Origin of the sequence: Cellulomonas fimi ATCC 484, assembly GCF_000212695.1 — a bacterium.
Classification (GTDB): domain Bacteria; phylum Actinomycetota; class Actinomycetes; order Actinomycetales; family Cellulomonadaceae; genus Cellulomonas; species Cellulomonas fimi.
On the sequence record NC_015514.1, the window covers coordinates 2,801,819 to 2,822,450 of the forward strand.

General features: G+C 76.0%; 17 protein-coding genes. 10 read left to right on the forward strand and 7 right to left on the reverse strand.

The window, feature by feature from the left end:
- Positions 1–490: 490 nt before the first annotated feature.
- Entirely contained in the window at positions 491–1,423 is a 933-nt protein-coding gene (locus CELF_RS12730; protein WP_013771672.1) for an LCP family protein, read from the forward strand.
- Positions 1,424–1,504: 81 nt separating this feature from the next.
- Here CELF_RS12730 and purE read toward each other — a convergent pair whose 3' ends face one another.
- Both purE and CELF_RS12740 read right to left on the reverse strand, forming a co-directional pair.
- Positions 1,505–2,041, reverse strand: a complete 537-nt coding sequence (gene purE, locus CELF_RS12735) for a 5-(carboxyamino)imidazole ribonucleotide mutase (RefSeq protein WP_013771673.1) — start codon at positions 2,039–2,041, stop codon at positions 1,505–1,507.
- A gap of 47 nt (positions 2,042–2,088) precedes the next feature.
- Positions 2,089–3,255 (reverse strand): 5-(carboxyamino)imidazole ribonucleotide synthase, encoded by a 1,167-nt coding sequence (locus CELF_RS12740; protein ID WP_013771674.1) that lies wholly within the window; start codon positions 3,253–3,255, stop codon positions 2,089–2,091.
- Positions 3,256–3,448: 193 nt separating this feature from the next.
- Between CELF_RS12740 and CELF_RS12745 the strand changes: the two genes are divergently transcribed.
- On the forward strand, positions 3,449–3,952 hold the full coding sequence (locus CELF_RS12745) for a GtrA family protein (protein ID WP_013771675.1): 504 nt from the start codon (positions 3,449–3,451) through the stop codon (positions 3,950–3,952).
- A 30-nt stretch (positions 3,953–3,982) separates the two neighbouring features.
- Here the strand turns inward: CELF_RS12745 and manA are convergent, their stop codons facing one another.
- The 3 genes from manA to CELF_RS12760 form a co-directional block, all read right to left on the reverse strand.
- The gene (gene manA / locus CELF_RS12750) at positions 3,983–5,179 is read right to left on the reverse strand and encodes a mannose-6-phosphate isomerase, class I (protein ID WP_013771676.1); all 1,197 of its coding nucleotides are present in this window, start codon (positions 5,177–5,179) and stop codon (positions 3,983–3,985) included.
- Positions 5,180–5,312: 133 nt separating this feature from the next.
- Entirely contained in the window at positions 5,313–6,635 is a 1,323-nt protein-coding gene (locus CELF_RS12755) for a sensor histidine kinase (protein ID WP_013771677.1), read from the reverse strand.
- A 3-nt stretch (positions 6,636–6,638) separates the two neighbouring features.
- On the reverse strand, positions 6,639–7,331 hold the full coding sequence (locus CELF_RS12760; protein ID WP_013771678.1) for a response regulator transcription factor: 693 nt from the start codon (positions 7,329–7,331) through the stop codon (positions 6,639–6,641).
- Positions 7,332–7,510: 179 nt separating this feature from the next.
- On the opposite strand from CELF_RS12760, the gene CELF_RS12765 reads away from it, so the two are divergent.
- The 5 genes from CELF_RS12765 (at position 7,511) to CELF_RS12785 (ending at position 16,983) form a co-directional block, all read left to right on the forward strand.
- Positions 7,511–8,836, forward strand: coding sequence for a sensor histidine kinase (locus CELF_RS12765; protein ID WP_013771679.1), 1,326 nt, complete (start codon positions 7,511–7,513; stop codon positions 8,834–8,836).
- Positions 8,833–9,546, forward strand: coding sequence for a response regulator (locus CELF_RS12770; protein WP_013771680.1), 714 nt, complete (start codon positions 8,833–8,835; stop codon positions 9,544–9,546). The genes CELF_RS12765 and CELF_RS12770 overlap by 4 nt, the downstream gene beginning before the upstream one ends.
- A 174-nt stretch (positions 9,547–9,720) precedes the next feature.
- Positions 9,721–10,536, forward strand: a complete 816-nt coding sequence (locus CELF_RS12775; RefSeq protein ID WP_013771681.1) for an ABC transporter ATP-binding protein — start codon at positions 9,721–9,723, stop codon at positions 10,534–10,536.
- Complete coding sequence (locus CELF_RS12780; RefSeq protein WP_013771682.1) at positions 10,536–13,049, forward strand: FtsX-like permease family protein; 2,514 nt, start codon at positions 10,536–10,538, stop codon at positions 13,047–13,049. Before CELF_RS12775 ends, CELF_RS12780 begins: the two co-directional genes overlap by 1 nt.
- A 124-nt stretch (positions 13,050–13,173) precedes the next feature.
- A complete protein-coding gene (locus tag CELF_RS12785) occupies positions 13,174–16,983 on the forward strand; it encodes an FtsK/SpoIIIE domain-containing protein (protein ID WP_013771683.1) in 3,810 nt (1,269 codons plus the stop codon).
- Here the strand turns inward: CELF_RS12785 and CELF_RS12790 are convergent.
- Positions 16,941–17,351 (reverse strand): hypothetical protein, encoded by a 411-nt coding sequence (locus CELF_RS12790; RefSeq protein ID WP_013771684.1) that lies wholly within the window; start codon positions 17,349–17,351, stop codon positions 16,941–16,943. The genes CELF_RS12785 and CELF_RS12790 overlap by 43 nt on opposite strands.
- 325 nt (positions 17,352–17,676) lie before the next feature.
- On the opposite strand from CELF_RS12790, the gene CELF_RS12795 reads away from it, so the two are divergent.
- The 3 genes from CELF_RS12795 to CELF_RS12805 all read left to right on the forward strand — a co-directional run bounded on the left by CELF_RS12795 (position 17,677) and on the right by CELF_RS12805 (position 19,661).
- Positions 17,677–17,925: a WhiB family transcriptional regulator gene (locus tag CELF_RS12795; protein WP_013771685.1), complete on the forward strand. Its 249-nt coding sequence runs from the start codon at positions 17,677–17,679 to the stop codon at positions 17,923–17,925.
- A 369-nt stretch (positions 17,926–18,294) separates the two neighbouring features.
- On the forward strand, positions 18,295–18,750 hold the full coding sequence (locus CELF_RS12800) for a DUF6318 family protein (RefSeq protein WP_013771686.1): 456 nt from the start codon (positions 18,295–18,297) through the stop codon (positions 18,748–18,750).
- 8 nt (positions 18,751–18,758) lie between these two features.
- Positions 18,759–19,661: a hypothetical protein gene (locus tag CELF_RS12805; RefSeq protein WP_041554280.1), complete on the forward strand. Its 903-nt coding sequence runs from the start codon at positions 18,759–18,761 to the stop codon at positions 19,659–19,661.
- 44 nt (positions 19,662–19,705) lie between these two features.
- Here CELF_RS12805 and CELF_RS19575 read toward each other — a convergent pair whose 3' ends face one another.
- Positions 19,706–20,563 (reverse strand): restriction endonuclease, encoded by an 858-nt coding sequence (locus tag CELF_RS19575; protein ID WP_126297775.1) that lies wholly within the window; start codon positions 20,561–20,563, stop codon positions 19,706–19,708.
- Positions 20,564–20,632: the final 69 nt, after the last annotated feature.

Here is a 20,632-nt window from a genome sequence, read left to right on the forward strand (position 1 = left end):
CGGCGCGGCCCGGCGACCCGCCGAGCCGGCACCGTCGACGCCCCCGCGCGGGAGCGACGCCGCCCGCCGCGGCGGGGCGCCCGGCCGGCCCGCGTCGTTCGCGCCGCAGCCCGGCCCCGGTCGGCCCGCGAGCGGGACGCCCGACGTCGTCGTGCCGGGACGTGACCGTGCCTCGCAGCGTCCCTCCGGCGCCGCTTCCGCGCGCAGCGCGCCGGGCCGCCCGAGCGCCCCGCGGTCGGCCCCGACGCCCGCGTCGCCCGGCGCCCGGTCGGAGCGGCCCGCGTCGCCCGCCGCCCGGCCCGCGTCGCCCGCCCCCCGCTCCGCGCAGCCCGCGTCCGCGGCCCCGCGGTCGACCCCGCCTCGCGGCACGGGCACGCGCCCGGCGGCCCGCCCCGGAGCGGGTCCGGCACCGCGTCCCGCGCGCGGCGGCACGACGCCGCCGCCCCGCGACCCGGCCACGGCCGCACCGCGCCCGCGCCGCCGGCGCCGCATGGTCCTCGGCGCCCTCGCCCTCGTCCTCGTCCTGCTCCTCGCCTGGCCGATCGGGCTCGTCGTATGGGCGAACGGGAAGGTCCAGCACACCGCGGCACTGTCCGGGGCACCGGACACCCCGGGGACGACGTACCTGCTGACCGGTTCCGACTCGCGCGCGGACGGCGGGATCGTCGCCGACGGCACCGAGGGAGCCCGCACCGACACGATCCTCCTGCTGCACGTCCCCGAGCAGGGGCCGACGGCGCTCATCTCGCTGCCCCGAGACACGTACGTCGAGGTGCCCGAGAACGGGCCGGCGAAGCTCAACGCCGCGTTCGCCTGGGGTGGCCCACGGCTCCTGGTCCGCACGGTCGAGGGGCTCACCGGGCTCACGGTCGACCACTACGCCGAGATCGGCATGGCCGGCGTGCAGGACGTCGTCGACGCGGTAGGCGGGGTCAACCTGTGCCACGACGCCGACGTGAACGACCCCGACTCCGGGATGGTCTGGACGGCGGGGTGCCACGACGTCGACGGCACGCAGGCGCTCGCGTTCGCGCGCATGCGCAAGGCGGACCCCACGGGCGACGTCGGGCGGGCCGAGCGCCAGCGCCAGGTCGTCGGCGCCGTCATGGGCAAGGTCGACCCGGGCTCGCTCGCGCTGCGGCCGGGCCGTCAGGTCGCGCTCGTCGGCGCGGGCACGGGCGCCCTCACGATGGACGACGACGCGGACATCCTCACGATGGGGCGGCTCGGGCTCGCGTTCCGCGCGGCCAGCGGCCCCGAGGGCATCACCGGCACGCCGCCCATCGCGACCATCGACTACCGGCCGGGCCACAACCTCGGCTCGACCGTGCTGCTGGACCCGGACCAGGCGCCCGCGTTCTGGGTGGCGATCCGGGACGGCAGCTACCCGCCGGGACCCGTCGGGGGCATGCCGACGTCCTGACGGCGCGCCGCGCGTCGACGCACGACGGACGGCGCGCGTGCCGCGGCGACGCGGTGCGGTGCCCGGCCAGGCGGCGCCCCGTCAGGACGTGAAGCCCACCGGCCGTCCGGACGCGCGCTGCCGCAGTCGCTCACCCTTCGCGTCGGCCTGCGCGCGCAGCCCGACCTGGAACGCCGCCATGGCCTCGCGCAGCCGTGCGGCCTCGGCGTCCACGCCGGACGCGAGGATCCGCACGGCCAGCAGTCCCGCGTTGCGCGCGCCCCCGACGGACACGGTCGCGACCGGGACGCCGGCGGGCATCTGGACGATGGACAGCAGCGAGTCGAGGCCGTCGAGGTGCCGCAGCGGCACCGGCACGCCCACGACCGGCAACGTCGTCACCGACGCGAGCATCCCGGGCAGGTGCGCCGCTCCCCCGGCACCCGCGACCACCACGCGCAGCCCACGGCCGGCCGCCGAGCGGCCGTAGTCGATCATCTTCTCGGGCTGGCGGTGCGCGGAGACGACGTCGACCTCGACGGGCACGTCGAACTCGGCGAGCGCGTCGGCCGCCGCCTCCATCACCGGCCAGTCGGAGTCGGATCCCATGACGATCCCGACGAGCGGCTGCGGTGCCATCGTTCCTCCTGCGGTGGTGTCGTCGGCGGTCGGCGTCGCCGTCCCGGTCATCGAGCGGGCTGCTCCCCGCGCAGCAGCGCGGCGGCGTCCCGGGCGCGGCGGCGGACGTCCTCGAGGTCCGGGCCGCTGACGTTGACGTGGCCGAGCTTGCGCCCCGGGCGCACCTGCTTGCCGTACAGGTGCACCTTGGCCGCGGGATCGGCGGCGGTGACCGCAGCGAGGGCGTCGGTCGGGTCCTCCAGGGTGCTGCCCAGGACGTTCGCCATCACGGTCCACGGCGCGCGCGCGTCCGTCGCGCCGAGCGGGAGGTCGAGCACGGCCCGCAGGTGCTGCTCGAACTGGCTCGTCACCGCGCCGTCCATCGTCCAGTGCCCGGAGTTGTGGGGCCGCATCGCGAGCTCGTTCACGAGGACGCCGGGGGCCTGGCCGGGCCGCTCCACCTCGAACATCTCGACCGCGAGCACGCCGACGACGTCGAGGCCCTCGGCGACGCGCACCGCGACGTCCACGGCGAGCGCCTCCGTCCGCGGGTCCAGGCCCGGGGCGGGCGCGACGACCTCGGCGCACACGCCGTCCTGCTGCAGCGACTCGACCACGGGCCAGGTGCGCACCTCGCCGCCGGGCCGGCGCGCGACCAGGACGGCGAGCTCACGCGTGAAGGGCACCTTCTCCTCGACGATCAGCGGGGCACCGGAGCCGGCGGCGGCCGCGGCGAGCCAGTCCGTCACGTCGGCCGCCGAGCGCACGACACGCACGCCCTTGCCGTCGTACCCGCCGCGGGTCGTCTTGGCGACGGCCTCGCCGCCGACCTGCGCGAGGAAGCGGTCGACGTCGTCGGCCGACGCGACCGGGCTCCACCGCGGGCACGGCAGCCCGAGGGCCTCCAGGCGCCGCCGCATCACCGCCTTGTCCTGCGCGTGGACGAGCGCGTGCGCGCCTGGCCGAACCGGGACGCCGTCGTGGGCGAGGCGCTCGAGCAGGGCGTTCGGGACGTGCTCGTGCTCGAACGTGAGCACTGCGGCGCCGTCCGTCAGCCGCTCGATCGCGGCCGCGTCCGACGCGGCGCCGACGGGCGCGTCGACGACGACCTGCGCCGCCGAGGACGTCGGCTCCTCCACCAGGACGCGCAGGCGGACGCCGAGCGCGGTCGCCGCCGGAGCCATCATCCGCGCGAGCTGACCGCCGCCGACCACCGCCACCACAGGAGCTGCCACGGGTGCCGAGCCTAATCGAGGACGTGGGCACGCCCGCGTCGGCGTCCACGCGGCGCCGCCGACGGCGTCGCACCCGCGCCGTCGCCCCGCCCGCGGCGCCGAATCGCTTCACCCCGGCCCTCCGCCAGGGCTCGCGTTCCCGGTCCCGGACGATGCCCGATATCCTCACGGCAGCCCGAGTCGAGGAGAGCCCGTGAGCGCAACCGACGAGCGGCGCGTCGCCGACGTGCCGCACGCGGGTCCGGACGCCCGTCCGCAGGCCTCTCCCCGACTCGGCGCCCTGTGGGCCCGCGCGGCCGAGATGCTGCGGTTCCTGTCCGTGGGCGGCGTCGCCTTCGTCGTCGACCTGGGCCTGTTCAACCTGCTGCGGTTCGGCCCCGGCGAGCTGCTCGAGCACAAGCCGCTCACGGCGAAGATCCTGTCCATGGCGGTGGCCACGCTCGTGTCGTGGCTCGGGAACCGCCACTGGACCTTCGCGGCCCACCGCACCGAGCGGCACGGCCGCGAGCTGCTCGTCTACGGCGCGGTCAACCTCGTCGGGGCCGCGGTGCCGGTCCTCACGCTGGCCTTCTCCCACTACGTCCTGCAGCAGGACAGCCCGCTCGCGGACAACGTCGCGACCGTCGTCGGCATCGCCGTCGGCACGGTCCTGCGGTACGTCGGCTACAAGCGCTGGGTGTTCACCGGCCGCTCCTGACGGCGCTGCACGCGCCGGCCGGCGCCGGGGTCAGGGCACGTCCGCCTGGACGAGCACGCCGTCGCCGCGCGCGGTGAGCGCACCGTCGCTCGCGGGTGCGAACGCCGCCTGCCCCCGGGTCAGCAGCAGCAGCCCGCCGCGCTCGTTGTGCACCTCGACCTCGCCCTCGAGGCACAGCAGCACACGCGGACCGCGCCCCGGCACCCGCGTCACGCCCTCGTCGGTGAGGCGCGTGACCGACAGCTCGAAGTCGTCGACGGGCGCGTAGAAGATCTCCGTCGAGGTGAAGACGCGCTCGGGGGCGATCCGGATCGGCGGCGCGGCGACCGCGTCGAGGTTCGCGAGCAGCTCGCACAGGTCGATGTGCTTGGCGGTCAGCCCCGCGCGCAGCACGTTGTCGGAGTTCGCCATGATCTCGACGCCCAGGCCGTGCAGGTACGCGTGCACGGAGCCGGCCGGCACGAACAGGGCCTCGCCCGGGTGCAGCGTGACGGGGTTGAGCAGGACGGACGTCACCGCGCCCGCGTCGCCCGGGTAGGCCGCGGCGAGGCGCATGACCGTGCGGTCCGTGCGCGGCGACGGCGACCCGTCGACCAGGCGCTGCGCGCAGGCGTCGGCGAACTTCTGCACGTCCGCGTGCCCGGGACGGGTGTCGGGCGCGAGGAGCCACTCGAACGCGGCGTGCACGCCCGCGGAGGTGGGGTCCGCGACCAGCAGCTCGTGCAGCTCGGCGGCGAGCGGCGCGTCGAGGCCGCGCAGCAGCTCCGCCGCACGGCGCGGCGCCCGGAAGCCGACCATCGCGTCGAACCGCGTGAGCGCGTAGACGAGCTCGGGCTTGTGGTTGCGGTCGCGGTAGTTGCGGTGCGGCGCGTCCACCGGGATGCCGGCGCGGTCCTCCGCCTCGTAGCCGCGGCGGGCGGCCTCGCGGCTCGGGTGGACCTGCAGCGACAGCGGCGACTCGGCGGCGATGACCTTGAGCAGGTAGGGCAGCTGCTCGCCGAAGCGGTGCGCCACGTCGTCGCCGAGGGTGCCCGTCGGGTCGTCCGCGATGAGGGTGTCGAGCGGGGTGGGCTCGTCGTCGCCGTGCACCAGCGCGGGGCTGCTGGGGTGTGCGCCGAACCACGCCTCGGCGACGGGGCGGCCGTCGGGCACCTCGCACAGCAGGTCCGGGATCGCGGTCGTCGAGCCCCAGGCGTAGTGCTGCCTCGCGGGCGTCATCCGGCGCACGGCGCCCCTCCCCCTCGGTCGTGGTCGAGCCGACGACCTGCCGACTCGTCCCACGAGGGTACGGGACGAGGCGCGACCGATCCGGCACGAATCGGTCGAAACGGTCAGAATTCGCCCGCTCGGACGTGCGCGGTCAGCGGCGGCGCCGGTCCGGGCGCGCCGAGAAGACGGCTCCCAGCGGCAGCACGACGTCGGGCCGCAGCGACGCGGGGACACCCGAGAGGAACAGCGCGAACACCGCCGGCCGGCGCTGCGCCAGCTCGAGCCGGCCGCCGTCGGCGTTCGCGAGGTCACGGGCGAGCGCGAGGCCGAGCCCTGTCCCCGCACCGGACGTCACGTTCCGCTCGAAGATGCGCCCGGCGAGCTCGTCGGGCACGCCCGCACCCTCGTCCGCGACCTCGACGACGACGGCACCCGACGGGCCGCCCGCACGCGAGCGGACGGTCGTGGTGCCCGCGCCGTGCTTGAGCGAGTTCTCGATGAGCGTCGCGAGCACCTGGGCCAGCGCCCCCGGCGTGGCCAGCACCTGGGTCTGCGGGTCGACCTCGACACGCAGCCGACGGCCCGCCGCCGCGAACGTCGCGGACCACTCCTCCTCCTGCTGGTGCACGACGTCCACGAGGCGCACGGCCTCCGTCGTGCCGCCCTGCGCGCGGCGCGAGCTCGCGAGCAGGTCGTCGACGACCCGGACGAGCCGCTCGACCTGCTCGAGCGAGATCCGGGCCTCCTCGCGCACCTGGTCGTCGCCCGCCGCGAGCATGATCTCCTCGAGCCGCATGGACAGCGCGGTCAGCGGCGTGCGCAGCTGGTGGGACGCGTCGGACGCGAACTGCCGCTCGGCCGCGAGCCGCGCCGCCATCCGGTCGGCCGAGCGCGCGAGCTCCGCGGCCACGAGGTCGATCTCCTCGACGCCGGACGGCTCGAGCCGCGGGCGCACCTGGCCGGACCCCAGCTGCTCGGCCGACGCCGCGAGGTACACCAGCGGCGCGGCGAGCCTGTTGGCCTGCCAGATGGCCATCGCGATGCCCGCCGCGAACGCGACGACGGCGGCCACCACCACGAGGGCGATCACGCGCACGCTCACCCAGAAGACGTCCCAGAACGACACCGTCAGCACGACGACGGCCGTCGACTGCGACGTGGTCGTCAGCGACAGGCTGCGGCCCTCGATCGGCTCGCCCGCCTCGTACACCTGGCCGTCGTTCGTCCGCACGACGATCTGCGCGGGGATCTCGCCCTCGGCGGTCGCCTGGGGCTCGAGCATCCGGTCGGTGAGCATGACGCCCGTGTCGGCCCGGAAGTCGACCGCCCGGGCCGTGGCCTGCAGCCGGGTCTCGAGCTGGCGCATCTCGTTCTCGCGCACGAGCTGCGCACCGAGGAACGCCAGGGGGAAGCCCAGGAGGACGACCGCGACGGTGACCGCCGCGATCGTCGCCTGCAGGACGCGACGCCGCACCCGTCAGGCCCGCTCGCCGGCGCCCGTCTCGAACCGGAAGCCCATCCCGCGCACGGTCGTGACGTAGCGGGGCGCACCCGCGTCGTCGCCGAGCTTGCGGCGCAGCCACGACACGTGCATGTCGAGCGTCTTGGTCGACCCCGTCGGGTCGGAGCCCCACACCTCGCGCATGAGCGTCTCGCGGGCCACGACCGTGCCCGCCGCCGCGACGAGCACGCGCAGCAGGTCGAACTCCTTGGCCGTGAGGTGCAGCTCGCGGTCGCCCTGGAACGCGCGGTGCGCGGCGACGTCGACGCGCACGTTCTGCGCGTGCAGCTCGTCCTCGTCGCCGGGGTCGCCCACCGTGCGGCGCAGCAGCGCACGCACCCGCGCGAGCAGCTCGGCGAGGCGGAAGGGCTTGGTCACGTAGTCGTCGGCGCCGGCGTCGAGGCCCACGACGAGGTCCACCTCGTCGGCGCGCGCGGTCAGCACGAGGACCGGCGTGGTCAGGCCCTGGTTGCGGATCGCGCGCGCGACGTCCAGGCCGTCCATGTCGGGCAGGCCGAGGTCGAGCACCACGAGGTCGGCCGTGGACGCTCCGTCGATGGCGCCTTGACCGGTGCCTTGCACGCGCACGTCGTAACCCTCACGCCCGAGCGCCCGGGCCAAAGGCTCGGCAATGGCGGGATCGTCCTCAGCCAGCAGCACCTGGGTCATTCGCCCATGCTAGGTCACGGGACGGTGTGGACCGCCAGGGGCACGGCGCATGTTCGTGGCCCGGACCTCGCGCGTCGCACCCGGGGCGCACGCGGGTCGGCCCACGGTCGGGCGCCGCGTGCCCGCACGTCCGCCCCCGGGTGCACGACGCGGGTCCCGCGCGCACCTACGCTCGTCGGGTGACGTGGTGGGACCGGGTGCTGCGCTGGGAGGACTCCCACCGGTTCACCGTCGACGTGTTCGGGACGGGCCTGCTGCTGCTCGTCGTGCTCGTCGCGTCGGTCGACGTCGCGGCGTCCACGAGCGGCACCGCGCGCGGGCTCGACACCTTCGTCGTCTCGTTCCTCATGGTCGCGCCGCTCGCCTGGCGACGCGTGCGCCCCGCCGCGTCGGCGGCGACCATCTACACCGTCGCGCTGCTGCAGATGCTGCTGGTGACGCCGCTCGTGCTGCCCGCCGACTTCGCGGTCCTCGTCGCGCTGTACTCGGTCACGGTGCACGGGCCCCGGTGGGCGCACCGCGTCGCGATCTGGGGCGCGATCGTCGGCGGCGTCCTGCTGCCCATGCTCATGGACGACTGGTGGGACCCCGCCGGCGCGGTCGCCATGACCGTGTTCGTGTGGTCCGTCGCGCTGGCCGTCTGGGCGTTCGGCCTCGCCCGCAGGTCGCGGCGCGAGACGCTCGAGGCGCTCGTCGACCGGGCCGAGCAGCTCGAGCGCGAGCGCGACCAGCAGGCGCAGATCGCGACCGCCGCGGAGCGCGCCCGCATCGCCCGGGAGATGCACGACATCGTCGCGCACTCGCTCACCGTGATGATCGCCCAGGCCGACGGCGGCCGGTACGCCGCCGACGCGGACCCGGCCGCCGCGACCCGGGCGCTCGGCACGATCGCCGAGACCGGCCGCGCCGCGCTCACCGACATGCGCCGCCTGCTCGGCGTGCTGCGCGCCGGCCCACCCGTGCGGACCGGCGCGGTCCCCGTCGTGACGCCGGCCTCGGCACCCGCCGCCCCGTCCGCCGCCGAGCGCGCCACGACCGAGTTCGCGCCGCAGCCCGCCGTCGAGGACGTCCCCGGCCTGGTCGACCAGATGCGCGCGAGCGGCCTGCGCGTCTCGCTCGTGCGGATGGGCACGCCGCGGCACCTGCCGCCCGGCGTCGGCCTCACCGCGTACCGGATCGCGCAGGAGGCGCTCACCAACGTGCTCAAGCACGCCGGGCCCGACCCGCGGGTCACCGTCCTGCTGTCGTGGCGGCCCGACGACGTGACGCTCGAGATCGCCGACGACGGGCGCGGGGCCGCCGCCGACTCCGACGGGCTCGGTCACGGGCTCCTGGGCATGCGGGAGCGCGCCGCGATGTTCGGCGGCTCCGTGAGCACCGGCCCCCGCCCCGGCGGCGGCTACCGTGTGCGAGCCGTGCTCCCGACCGGCCCCGCGCACACCGACGGCCGCGGCGCGGCACAGCCCGGCCGCACCACCCCCACCTCCGGACAGGACGACCGATGACCGACACCACCGCGAGCCCCGTGCGGGTCGCCCTCGTCGACGACCAGCAGCTCGTGCGCGCCGGGTTCCGGATGGTCATCGACTCCCAGCCCGACCTCCAGGTCGTCCTCGAGGCCGGCGACGGCGCCCAGGCCGTGCAGGCGGTCGCGCGGGCCGCAGGTCAGGTCGACGTGGTCCTCATGGACGTGCGCATGCCCACGATGGACGGCCTGACCGCGACCGCGCACATCACCGCCGCAGGCACCGACGCCGCGCCCGCACCGCGGATCATCGTGCTCACGACGTTCGACCTCGACGAGTACGTCCTCGCGGCGATCCGCGCGGGCGCGAGCGGGTTCCTGCTCAAGGACGCGCCGCCCGAGGAGATGCTCGCCGCGATCCGCACCGTGCACCACGGCGACGCGGTCATCGCGCCGTCCAGCACGCGGCGGCTGCTCGAGCACCTGATCACGGCGCTCCCGCCGGACGCCCCGGGGGCCGCTGCCGACCCCGCCCGCCGCGCCGTGGCGGACCTCACCGAGCGCGAGCGCGAGGTGCTCGTCCTCATGGCCAAGGGCCGGTCCAACACCGAGATCGGGCAGGACCTGTTCGTCGCCGAGGCCACCGTCAAGACGCACGTCGGCCGGATCCTCGCCAAGCTCGGCGCCCGCGACCGCGTCCAGGCCGTCGTGACCGCCTACGAGACGGGTCTCGTCCGCCCCGGCGAGTGACGCGCGTGCGCCGACGGTCGCACCCGCGGCGCGTGCGCGTCGGCCCGTGGGCGGACCCCGGAGCCGCCAGGAGCAGACCGCGGCGCGACGCGGGGGGCGCGGCCCGCGACCTAGCGTCGTGGTGTCATCGGGCGCCGTGAGCCGGCGCCGCACCCGAGCTCGAGGAGCCCACCCGTGGACACGACCGTGCACGTCCCGTCCGGACCGACCTCCGGAGCGACCCCGCCGACCGGCTCGGTGGCGTCCAGCGCCCGCGGCCTGACGAAGGTGTACGGCGAGGGAGCGGCCGCCGTGCGGGCGCTCGACGGCGTCGACGTCGACTTCGCGGCCGGGGCGTTCACCGCGATCATGGGGCCGTCCGGCTCGGGCAAGTCGACGCTCATGCACCTGCTCGCGGGTCTCGACCTCGCCACGTCCGGCGAGGTCCTGCTCGGCACCACCCGCCTGACGACCCTCGACGACGGCGACCTGACGCGCTTGCGCCGCGACCGCGTCGGGTTCGTCTTCCAGTCGTTCAACCTCCTGCCGATGTTCACGGCCGAGCAGAACGTGCTGCTGCCGCTGGAGCTCGCGGGCGTCAAGCCCGACCCCGCCTGGTTCGACACGCTCGTCGACACGCTCGGCCTGCGGCAGCGGCTCACGCACCGGCCGTCGGAGCTCTCCGGCGGCCAGCAGCAGCGCGTCGCGATCGCCCGCGCGCTCATCGCCAAGCCCGACGTCGTCTTCGCCGACGAGCCGACCGGCAACCTCGACTCGCGCTCCGGCGCGGAGGTGCTCAGCTTCCTGCGCCGCTCGGTCCGTGAGCTCGGGCGCACCGTCATCATGGTCACGCACGACCCGACCGCGGCCGCCTACGCCGACCGCGTCGTGCTGCTCGCCGACGGCCGGATCGCGGGCGAGATCCTCGACCCGACGCCGGACGCCGTCCTGGCCGGCCTCGACGCACTGCGCACCCTGGAGACCACGACCGACACGGCGGTGAGCGCCTGATGCTGCGCCTCACCCTCGCGCAGATGCGCCGCTCGGTCGGACGGCTCACCGCCGCGGCCGTCGCGATCGCCATCGGCACCGCGTTCCTCGCCGCGACCCTCGTCGCGGGCAACGTCATGCAGCGCACCGGCTACGACTCCGTCACCGCGCAGTACGCGAGCGCGGACCTCGTCGTGAAGGAGGCGACCGCGGCCGACGTCGCGACCGTGCGGGACACGCCCGGTGTGACGGCCGCCGACCTGCTGCTCGTCGGCGGCACCGAGCTCACCAACGGCGGGCGCACCACCTACCAGGCGCTGCTGCCCGTCCCCAGCGACGAGCGCCTCGGCTCGGTCGTCGTGACCGAGGGACGCCTGCCGTCCTCTAGCGGCGAGATCGCGCTCCCCCAGACCACGGTCGACCGGCTCGAGGCCCGGCTCGGCGACGAGCTCGAGAGCGGCTTCTACGTCCAGACCGACGACGACTTCGACCGGCAGGAGGCGCCCGCGACGCTCGTGGGCATCGTCGACGACCCGGCCGGCGCGTGGGCGATGTACGGCGGCGCGGGTCTCGCCGCACCCGACGACCTCGCCCTGTGGACGGGTGTCGCCGACATGCCCGACTTCACGTCGCCGGTCCTCGTCCTGACCGACGGCACGAGCGCCGCCCGCGACGCGCTCGTCGAGGCGCTGCCCGGTGCCGAGGTGCTCACCAGGGACGAGGCGGCCAAGGCCTCGATCGAAGAGGTCACCGGCGAGGGCAACGCGCTGCTCATGGTGGTGCTCGGCTTCGCCGCGATCGCGCTGCTCGTCGCGGCGCTCGTCATCGCGAACACGTTCCAGGTGCTCGTCGCCCAGCGGGCCCGCACGCTCGCGCTGCTGCGCTGCGTCGGGGCCGTCAAGGGTCAGCTGCGCGCGTCCGTGCTGACCGAGGCCGCGATCCTCGGGCTGCTGTCGTCCGTCGTCGGCGTGCTGCTCGGGCTCGGGCTCTCGCAGGCGACGCTCGCGATCCTCGCCCGGGTCGACACGGGTGCGCCGCTGCCCGCGACCGTCGCCGTGACGCTCCCCGTCGTCCTCGTGCCGCTCGTCGTCGGGACGCTCGTCACGGCGCTCGCCGCGCTCGTGCCGGCGCGCGAGGCGACCCGCGTCTCTCCCGTCGCAGCGCTGAGGCCCATCGACGCCCCGACCGTCGGGGCCCGCGCCGGGCGCGTGCGGCTCGTCCTGTCGCTCCTGCTCGTCGTCGGCGGCGTCGCCGGGCTGCTCGCCGCGGTCGCCGGCGCGGTCGTCGGCGGCGGCGACCCCATGCTGCTGCTCGCCCTCGGCGTGCTCGCGGGGGCGGCGTCCTTCGTCGGCGTGCTCGTCGGCGCCGTGTTCTGGCTGCCGCGCGTCGTGTCGCTCGCGGGCCGCGCGCTCGCCGCGACCGGGTCCAGCGCCCGCCTCGCCGCGGCCAACACGGTCCGCAACCCGCGCCGCACCGCCGCGACCAGCACCGCCCTGCTCATCGGCGTGACGCTCGTCGCGCTCATGAGCACGGGAGCCGCGAGCGCCCGGATCTCGCTGGCCGCGGAGCTCGACAACCACTACCCCGTCGACCTCACCGTGAGCAGCCCGTCCGGCACCGAGACGGCGGTCGGCGCGGACAGCATCGCGCAGGTCGAGGCCGTGCCGGGCGTGGAGCGCGTCGTCGCCGTCCCGTCGGCGCAGGCGACCGTCGCCGGGGAGTGGACCGTGCTGCGGGCGCCCGACCCCGACGACGCGCTCGCGGTCCTGCGGGACACCGCACCGCTCGACGAGCTCGACGACACGACGGTCATCGCCCCGGAGTACCGCGGCGAGGACCTCGACGGGCAGAGCGTGACCGTCGAGTCCGAGCCGGCCCGCGGCACGTCCGACGGGGAGGCCGTCGACCTCACGGTCGTGCACACGGCGCTGGCGGGGGTCGACATGCTCGTGACGCCCGGGACGCTCGAGCGGATCGAGCCCGACGCGGTCGCGTCGACGCTGTGGGTCGCCCTGGAGCCCGGTGCGGACGCCGCCACGACCGCGCTCGCCGTCACCGACGCCGTCTCGTCCGACGGGCTCGTCGTCGAGAGCGCGGCCGCCGAGCGCCAGCAGTACGAGCGCGTCATCGACGGGCTGCTCGCCGTGGTCGTCGGGCTGCTGGGCGTCGCGGTGGTGATCGCCCTCGTCGGTGTCGCCAACACGCTGTCGCTGTCGGTGATCGAGCGCCGGCGCGAGTCGGCGACGCTGCGGGCGATCGGCCTGACGCGACGCCAGCTGCGCTGGATGCTCGCGATCGAGGGCATGCTCATCGCCGGGATCGGCGCCCTGCTCGGGGTGCTGCTCGGGATGCTGTACGGCTGGGCGGGCGCGGCGATCATCCTCGGCACGACGGGGTCGGTCCACCTCGCCGTCCCGTGGCAGGACCTGGTCGTCGTGCTCGCCGTGGCGCTCGCCGCGGGCCTGCTCGCCTCCGTCCTGCCCGGCCGCGCCGCCGCACGCACGTCACCGGTGGCGGCGCTCGCCGTGGACTGACCCGCGGCGGGCCGGTGGCCCCGTCCCTGCACGAACCGGCCGGTGGGCCTGTGGACAGCACTCCTGTCCACGGGTCCGCCGGCCGTCGCGTCCGCCCGGGTGCCCGCAGGGGAGGCTCCTGCGCGTGCGACTCCACGCCCTGCACCCCGACCCGGCCCGCGGACGCGGCCTCGCGACGACGGAGGTCGACGTCGACGCGGGCACGTCGGTGGCCGAGCTGCGCCCGCACCTCGCCCGGATCACCGGGTACCGAGGATGGTGCAGCGCGCGTGCGCGCCTCGCCGTCGACGACGTCCTGCTCGACGAGTCGCACCCCGCCGGCCAACCCCCTCTCGTCCCCGGTGCGACCGTACGCGTCGGCCGCGGACCCGAAGCCTGCGACCGTGCGGCCGTGCGCGCGCGTCTCCACGTCGCCGTCGTCGCGGGTCCCGACAGCGGCGCCCTCGTCGCCGTGCCCGCGGACGGTGCGGTGGACCTGCGCGACACCGGCGCGCCGGACCCCCTCACCGACGTCTCGGTCGACGCCCTCGCGGTGCGCGCGCACGGCCGGCGGGTGCAGGTCCGCAGCGCGACACCGGGCGTCGTCGTCCGCCCCGGCCGCCGCGCACACCCGCCGCGGCGTCGACGCCTGCCGGCCGGGCGCTGGCGACGGTGGCGGCCCGGCAGCGACGTCGTCGTCGGGCGCACCACCCTCGCGCTGCGGGGCACCACGGAGGAGGGCGGGGGTTCGCGGTCCGGCCGGGGCGCGCCCGGCGTCGAGCACCGTCTCGACGCGACAGCGGTCGCGACCTGGGTCGGGCCGCTCGTCGGCACCGTCGTCCTCGCGGCCGTGGTCCGCCAGCCGTTGCTGCTGCTCGTCGGCCTCGTGACACCGCTCGCGGCCCTCGCCGTGCGCGTCGCCGCGCGCCGGCGCACCCCTCCCATCAGCGCCCCCGACGCCGGTCCCCCGGCCACCGAGCGCGTGCGACCCGCGACCGACCCCGCCGACCTGACGGCCGCGACCACGCGGGCCGCGCTCGCCTCCGGCCCCGAGGTGGCGGGCGGCACCCCGTGGGGTCCCGACGGGTCGCTGGCCGTCGTCGGACCCCGTGCACAGGCGCTCGCCGTGGCCCGCGGGATCCTCCTGACCGAGCTCGGTTCGCACCTGCGCGGGCGGCTCGCCGTCCGCACCGCGGACCCCGGCGCGTGGGCGTGGTGCGTCGACGTGGCCGAGCCCGCCCCCGACGGTCACGCCGGAACGACGCGGTGGAGCGAGGACGACGCGCCGCTCGTCGTCGTCGCGGACGACCCGGCAGCGTTGGGCGAGCTCGCACGGCGCCGCCGCGACGGTCCCGGCCGCGAGCTCGTCCTGCTCGTGCTCACCGACGCGGACGCGGTGCCAGGGTGGTGCCACCACATGCTCGACGTCACCGCCGACGCACCGGTGCTGCGGCGCGCCGGGCACGACCCCACCCCCGTGCCGCTGCACGCCGTCACCGTGCACCGCTCGCGTCGACAGCTGGAGCGCGCGCACGCCGCCCGCGCGCTCGCCGAGGGCGGGTCGGGCCCGGGGGCGGCACCGCCCGCGACCGTGCACCTCGGTGACCTTCCCGCGATGCCGGCACCGTCCCCGACGGCACTGCGGCACTCCTGGTCGCAGCCTCCCCCCGGCCTGTCCGTGGCCCTCGGCCGCGGCCCCGGCGGACCACCCGTGCAGGTCGACCTCGTCGCCGACGGCCCGCACGCACTGGTCGCCGGGACCACCGGCTCCGGCAAGTCGGAGCTGCTCGCCACGCTCGTGCTCGCGGTCGCCGCCGCCTACCCGCCGGAGCGGCTCGCCGTCCTGCTCGTCGACTTCAAGGGCGGCACCGGGCTCGGGCCCGTCGCCGGCCTCCCGCACGTCGTCGACCACGTGACCGACCTCGACGCCGCCCGCACCCGGCGGGTGCTCGTCGCGCTGCGCGCCGAGACGCGGCGGCGCGAACGGCTCCTCGCCGCGCACGGCGCGACCGACCTCACCGACCTCGACCCGGACGACGACGCGACGCCCCCGCGGCTCCTCGTCGTCGTCGACGAGCTGCGGGCCCTCGCCGACGACGTCCCCGACGCGGTGCCGACGCTCGCCCGCCTCGCCGCGCAGGGACGCGCCCTCGGCCTGCACCTCGTGCTCGCGACCCAGCGCCCCGCCGGCGTCGTCTCGGCCGACCTGCGCGCGAACGTGGCGCTGCGGATCGCCCTGCGGGTCACCGACGAGGCCGACTCGCGCGACGTGCTCGACGTCCCGGACGCGGCCCGCCTGGACCCCGCCACGCCCGGACGTGCCCTCGTGCGGCGCGGGTCGGCAGCGCCGCAGGTCGTGCAGGTCGCGAGGCCCCTGCCCGGCCGGGGTGCCTCCCCCGTGCGGACCGCCCGTCCCCTTCCCGGCCGGCCCCGCTGGACGCCGGCGCCCCCACCACCGGCGTCCGGCCCGCCGGGACCGGGCCCGTGGGTGGACGCCGCCCGGCACGCCGCCGCGGGCCGGACCGTGCGGCCCGTGCCCTGGGTGCCCGCGCTGCCCGGGGCGGTACGCCCGTGCGACCTCCCCGCCGGGCCGGGTCTCGCCCTCGCACTCGGCGACCTGCCCGACGAGCAACGACGGACCGCCGTGCGCTGGGAGCCCGAGCACGGCCACCTCCTCGTGCTCGGCGGCCCCGGGTCCGGACGCACCACCGCCCTCACGACGCTCGGCGTCCAGGCACTGGCCGAGGGCACCGAGGTGCACGCCGTCGGGCTGCCACCGGCAGCCGTCGGACGCCTGCGGGCCGCCGACGCGCACGGCACCCTCGGGACGGTCGCCGACGCGGCCGAGGTTCGCCGTGTCGCACGCCTGCTGGAGCTCCTCGCCGCCCGCACCGACGGCGCCCGTGCCGTCCTGCTCGTCGACGGCCTGCCTGCGGTGCTCGACGCGCTCGGCGGGATCGCCCGCGGCGCTGGCGCGGATCGCCTCGTCGCCCTGTGGGGCGGCACCGTCGCCGCACGCGTCGCGGTGGCGGCGAGCGCCGACGCCAGCACGGCCTCCCTCCACCACGCGGCCGCCTTCCGAGACCGCCTCGTGCTGCCCGTCGCCGACGCCGCCACCGACGCGCTCGCGGGTGTGCCCGTCGCGCTGGCCGGGCCGCGGGGACCCGCCGGGCGCGCCGTCGCCCTCCGGGACGGCACCGCCGTCCTGTGCCAGGTCGCGGGACCGCCGGAGCCGTCCGCCCCGCCGGCCAGCGCAGCACGGGCCGACGTCCTGCGCGTGGAGGCGCTTCCGTCGGTGGTCGACCTCGCCGCCCCTCGCGGCGCGGGCGGCGGGGCGGGCGCACCCAGGGTCCAGGCGGGAGTGCCGCTCGGCGTCGGCGGCGACGAGGCGCGCGAGGTGGTCGTCGGTCTCGACCGCGGCCTGCTCGTCGCGGGACCGCCGGGGTCCGGGCGGTCGAACGCGCTCGCGGTGCTCGCGTCCGGGCTGCGGGCGGCGGGGCGCCCGGTGGTGCGGCTGACCGTCGACGGCCTCGCGAGCCTACCGTCGCCACCCGGTGTGATCGACGTCCCGCCCGAGGCGCTCGCCGGGCTCGACGCGGTCGTCCTCGTCGACGACCTCGACGAGGTGGAGCGCCTGAGCCCGGACGCGTCGGACGCCCTGCACGACCTGATCCGCCGCCCGAGCGCCGGCGCATGCGTCGTCGCCGCCACGACGTCCGGTGCCGCCGTCGCGTCGTTCCGCGGACCGCACGTGGCACTGCTGCGACACCGCCGGTTGCTCGTGCTCGACGTGCACGAGCCCGCGAGCGCCGAGCTCGTCGGCGGGGCTGCGCCCTGGCTCGTCGACGGCACCACCCGCCCCACGGGGCGCGGCGTCCTGGTGACGGGGCGGAGCGCCGTCCCCCTGCAGGTCTACCGCCCGGCGGGCGCCTCGTCGGCGGGCGGACGCGTCTGACTCGTCGCCGCCACGACCTGCGGCAGGAGCAGCAGGACGCCCAGCACGACCGCGACGGCGAGCACCGCGAGCGCCCACGGAGTCATCTCGACCTGGAGCCATCCCACCGACAGCACCACGAGCAGGACCTGCCACGTCATGACGGGCGAACGCGCCCACCGGCGGCCGTTCCACAACGCCCGTGCGGCCAGCACGAGCAGCGTCGCGACCCCCGCGCAGAACACCACCAGGAACACCGTCGCCGCAGGGATGACCGTGCGTCCGCGGACCAGGTCGACGAGGAACGCGACGCCCATCGCCCCCACTACCACGGATTCGAGCAGCGTCAGGACACAGGCGACGACGAGCGGTGCGGGACGAGGGCTCACACGTTGAGCCTAGGGGCCGCGCACGACGCGCGACGGGCCCGCGAAGCCGCCCGTGGCGGCCGTCACACACAGCCCTTGACCAGCGGCTGACCTGGACTTTTACCCGCCGGCCGGGCAAGGTGGACCCCGCCCGGCGCACAGGTGTCGCACAGGTGTGACCAACGCCTCACCCGTTACCCAGTTGAAACGCAGCCGTAACCCCTTGTGCGCCACGGAACGCGATGTGACCCTAGATGGAGCACGTCCCCCCCACCCCGATCACACCCGGCAGCCGCGCGCCCTCACCCAGGTGCGTCGGGCCGCCGTGTGCCCAAGGAGATCTCTCATGGATTGGCGCCACCGCGCAGCGTGTCTCGACGAGGACCCGGAGCTGTTCTTCCCGATCGGCAACACCGGCCCCGCCCTGCTGCAGATCGACGAGGCCAAGGCCGTGTGCCGTCGGTGCGACGTCGTGGACACCTGCCTCAAGTGGGCGATCGAGACCGGTCAGGACGCCGGTGTCTGGGGCGGCCTCTCCGAGGACGAGCGCCGCGCTCTCAAGCGCCGCACCGCCCGCCAGCGCCGCGCCGGCTGACACGCACGACGTCGCGTCCCGCCTGACGGCACGTCCCCCCGACGCCGTCCCGGCCTGACGCCGCTCGAACGACCTGAGCCCGCCCCACCTCCCCGGTGCGGCGGGCTCAGTCGCGTCCGGGGCCCGACGCCGACTGTGGACGACACCGCCCGCCCGATGTCCGTTTCGGGTACTTTTCCGCGCATGCCGACGCGACGCCGAGGGTCCAGCCGCTCACTCTTCGGCGTCGTTGTCGCAGCCGGGCTGCTTGCACCAAGTGCGTGCACCTCACAACCGGGAGCGTCGCCAGCCTCGCCGTCCGTGAGCGCGAGCCCGACACCAACCGCGAGCGGGACGCCAACGCCCCACCCCGCCCCTTCGGAACCTGGGGTGATCGCTGCGCTGCCGGACGGCGAGCGGCCCGCGAGGCCTGCCGCGCTCGGCCATGCCGGATCGACCGACGCAGCCGTAGCGGTTCTCACCTACTGGCTGCAACTGCTCCCGTTCTCGCAGCAAGTGGGCGACACGAGCGAGGCTCGGTCGCTCAGCCACCCGGAGTGCGTGTTCTGCCGCAGCATGCTCGACTCGATCGACGACCTCATCGCGCGTGGCGAGCACTCGGTAGGGGGCGGCTACACCATCTCGGACGTCAGCGTGCTCGAGGTCGCGGTCGGCCGCTGGTACAACGTGTCACTCACCCTCGTCGAGGCGCCCTCGAGCGAACTCGATCAATCAGGCTCGACCATGGCGACGTTTCCGGGGCACACCTACGCCGTCACCGCTGTCGCTCTATTCGAGGGCGGCACGTGGACGGTACGAGAGCTCTCGTACGAGACGCTGTCGTGAAGAGGGCCGTGGGTGCAATCTTCCTTGCGGTCGGCATCCTCGGCACGGCGATCACGCCCGCTGCCGCCGTCCAGATCGACGAACACTCTGCAGGCGACTCGGTCTTCTTGGCAGCTTTCGAGGCGGCACAGGAGGACCGCCGCTCTCGCACTGTCGATCCCGCTGTTGCGCTGGTGCGGTACACGCGGGCGCCGATGTGCAACGTGGCCACGGGCGGGGGTGCCGAGATGGGGGACGCGGACGAGCAGTTCGGCGGCGGGGACCGGGACGGTGACGGACTGATCGCCTGCGGTCCGTCGAACACGACCGTGCCTGTCCCCGTGTGTGTCGACGGTCCGCCGCTGCTCCCCCTGTGGAGCCAGCGACGCGCTTCGGCAGCCGACCCGTGGCCCGCGACGTGGACGCTCGCGTACGGGTACTCCTGCCCCGAGGACGTCGTGCCGCCGATGACCGAGGCGGACTTCCGTCGACTGCCACTGGCGCCACCGGTGCTGCGGCTGCAGCCGGACCGGGGCTGGGTGCTGGTCAACAAGGAGACGATCGTCATGACCGACGACGCCGAGCAGACGCTGCAGACCACCCTGCTCGGGTACTCGATCGAGGTCGTGGCCTCGCCCTCCTCCTACCGGTACGACTTCGGCGACGGGTCGCGCGACCTGGTCACCACCAGCGCAGGGCACCCGTACCCCGACCACGACACCTTCCACCGGTACGAGACCCTCGGGACCGTCGCCGTGACCCTGACGACCACCTGGACCGGTCGCTACCGGCTCGCCGGGAGCGGCGTCTGGCACGACATCCCGGGTACGGCCGAGACGGCGACCACGAGCGCGCCGTTCACCGTCGAGGAGCGACGCTCACGGCTGGTCGACGACCTGTGCACCGACATCCCCACGCCCGACGACTGCTGAGCGCGGCGGCACGACCAGGATCGGGCGCGGACGCCGCGGGCGGGTCAGCGGACGGACGCTCGTTCGCGCTGACGACGACGACGACGGCCCGCGGGCACCTTGAGCGGGTGCTTGCCGAGCCGGAACATGATCGCCACCTGCACGACGTAGAGCACGACGGCGGCGAGCGCGACGCCGCTCGACCACACGAAGACCGCGCCCACGTCGACGACCCGTCCCGTGAGCCGCTCGACCGTGGCGGCGGCGTGCTCGACGCGCTCGACGTTCGCACCCACGAGCCACGCAGCGGCCGCAGCGAGGACGCCCACGACGAGCAGCAGGTTGCGCCGCACGGCGCGGCCCGGTGAGACCCACCGCCACCCGGTGAACTCCGGCTCGGGGGCGGGGTGCTGCGGGCCGTCCCACCAGCGCGTCGCGCCGTCCGGGGCGGCGTCGGGCTCCGACGGGCGGGCAGCCCGTCGAGGAGGCGAAGCGTCTCGTGCGGGAGCGCCGAACCCGCCGGACGCGAGCAGGGCCGCGGCCCGGTCGAGCACGTCGGACGCGGCCTGGTTGGCGGGAGTCAGGGCACCGGCGAGGTCGAACGTGAACAGCACCATCGCGTGCCGGTCCGCGTACTCGACCGCCTCGTCGGAGTACCCCGGGCCGGTGAAGAACCACAGCTCGAGGTCGGTGCGGTCGGCACGGGCGCCGTAGAGACGCTGCAGGTCCGGCCGACCCGCGCGGCCGCCCCGGAACTTGACCTGGGCCAGTGCACGCGACGCGGTGACGTCGAGGCCACCGTCTGCACCGCGACCGGGGTTGGTGCGGGCGTCGGGGTGCCCGAGCTGGCGCATGTGGTGCGCCGCCATCTCCTCCGCCTCACGCGGGGTCAGGACATGCCGGCCGGGCACCCACTCGCTCACGTCGCAGGAGGTTAGCGAACGGATCCGACAAGTCCGGCACGCCACGAGGGCGACACCCGCGCCGTGTCG

Bases quoted from the DNA above. Each gene is read 5' to 3' on its own strand.
- CELF_RS12730 (WP_013771672.1), top strand. From the start codon at position 491: ATGGTCCTCGGCGCCCTCGCCCTCGTCCTCGTCCTGCTCCTCGCCTGG.
- purE (WP_013771673.1), bottom strand. From the start codon at position 2,041: ATGGCACCGCAGCCGCTCGTCGGGATCGTCATGGGATCCGACTCCGAC.
- CELF_RS12760 (WP_013771678.1), bottom strand. From the start codon at position 7,331: ATGACCCAGGTGCTGCTGGCTGAGGACGATCCCGCCATTGCCGAGCCT.
- CELF_RS12770 (WP_013771680.1), top strand. From the start codon at position 8,833: ATGACCGACACCACCGCGAGCCCCGTGCGGGTCGCCCTCGTCGACGAC.
- CELF_RS12780 (WP_013771682.1), top strand. From the start codon at position 10,536: ATGCTGCGCCTCACCCTCGCGCAGATGCGCCGCTCGGTCGGACGGCTC.
- CELF_RS12795 (WP_013771685.1), top strand. From the start codon at position 17,677: ATGGATTGGCGCCACCGCGCAGCGTGTCTCGACGAGGACCCGGAGCTG.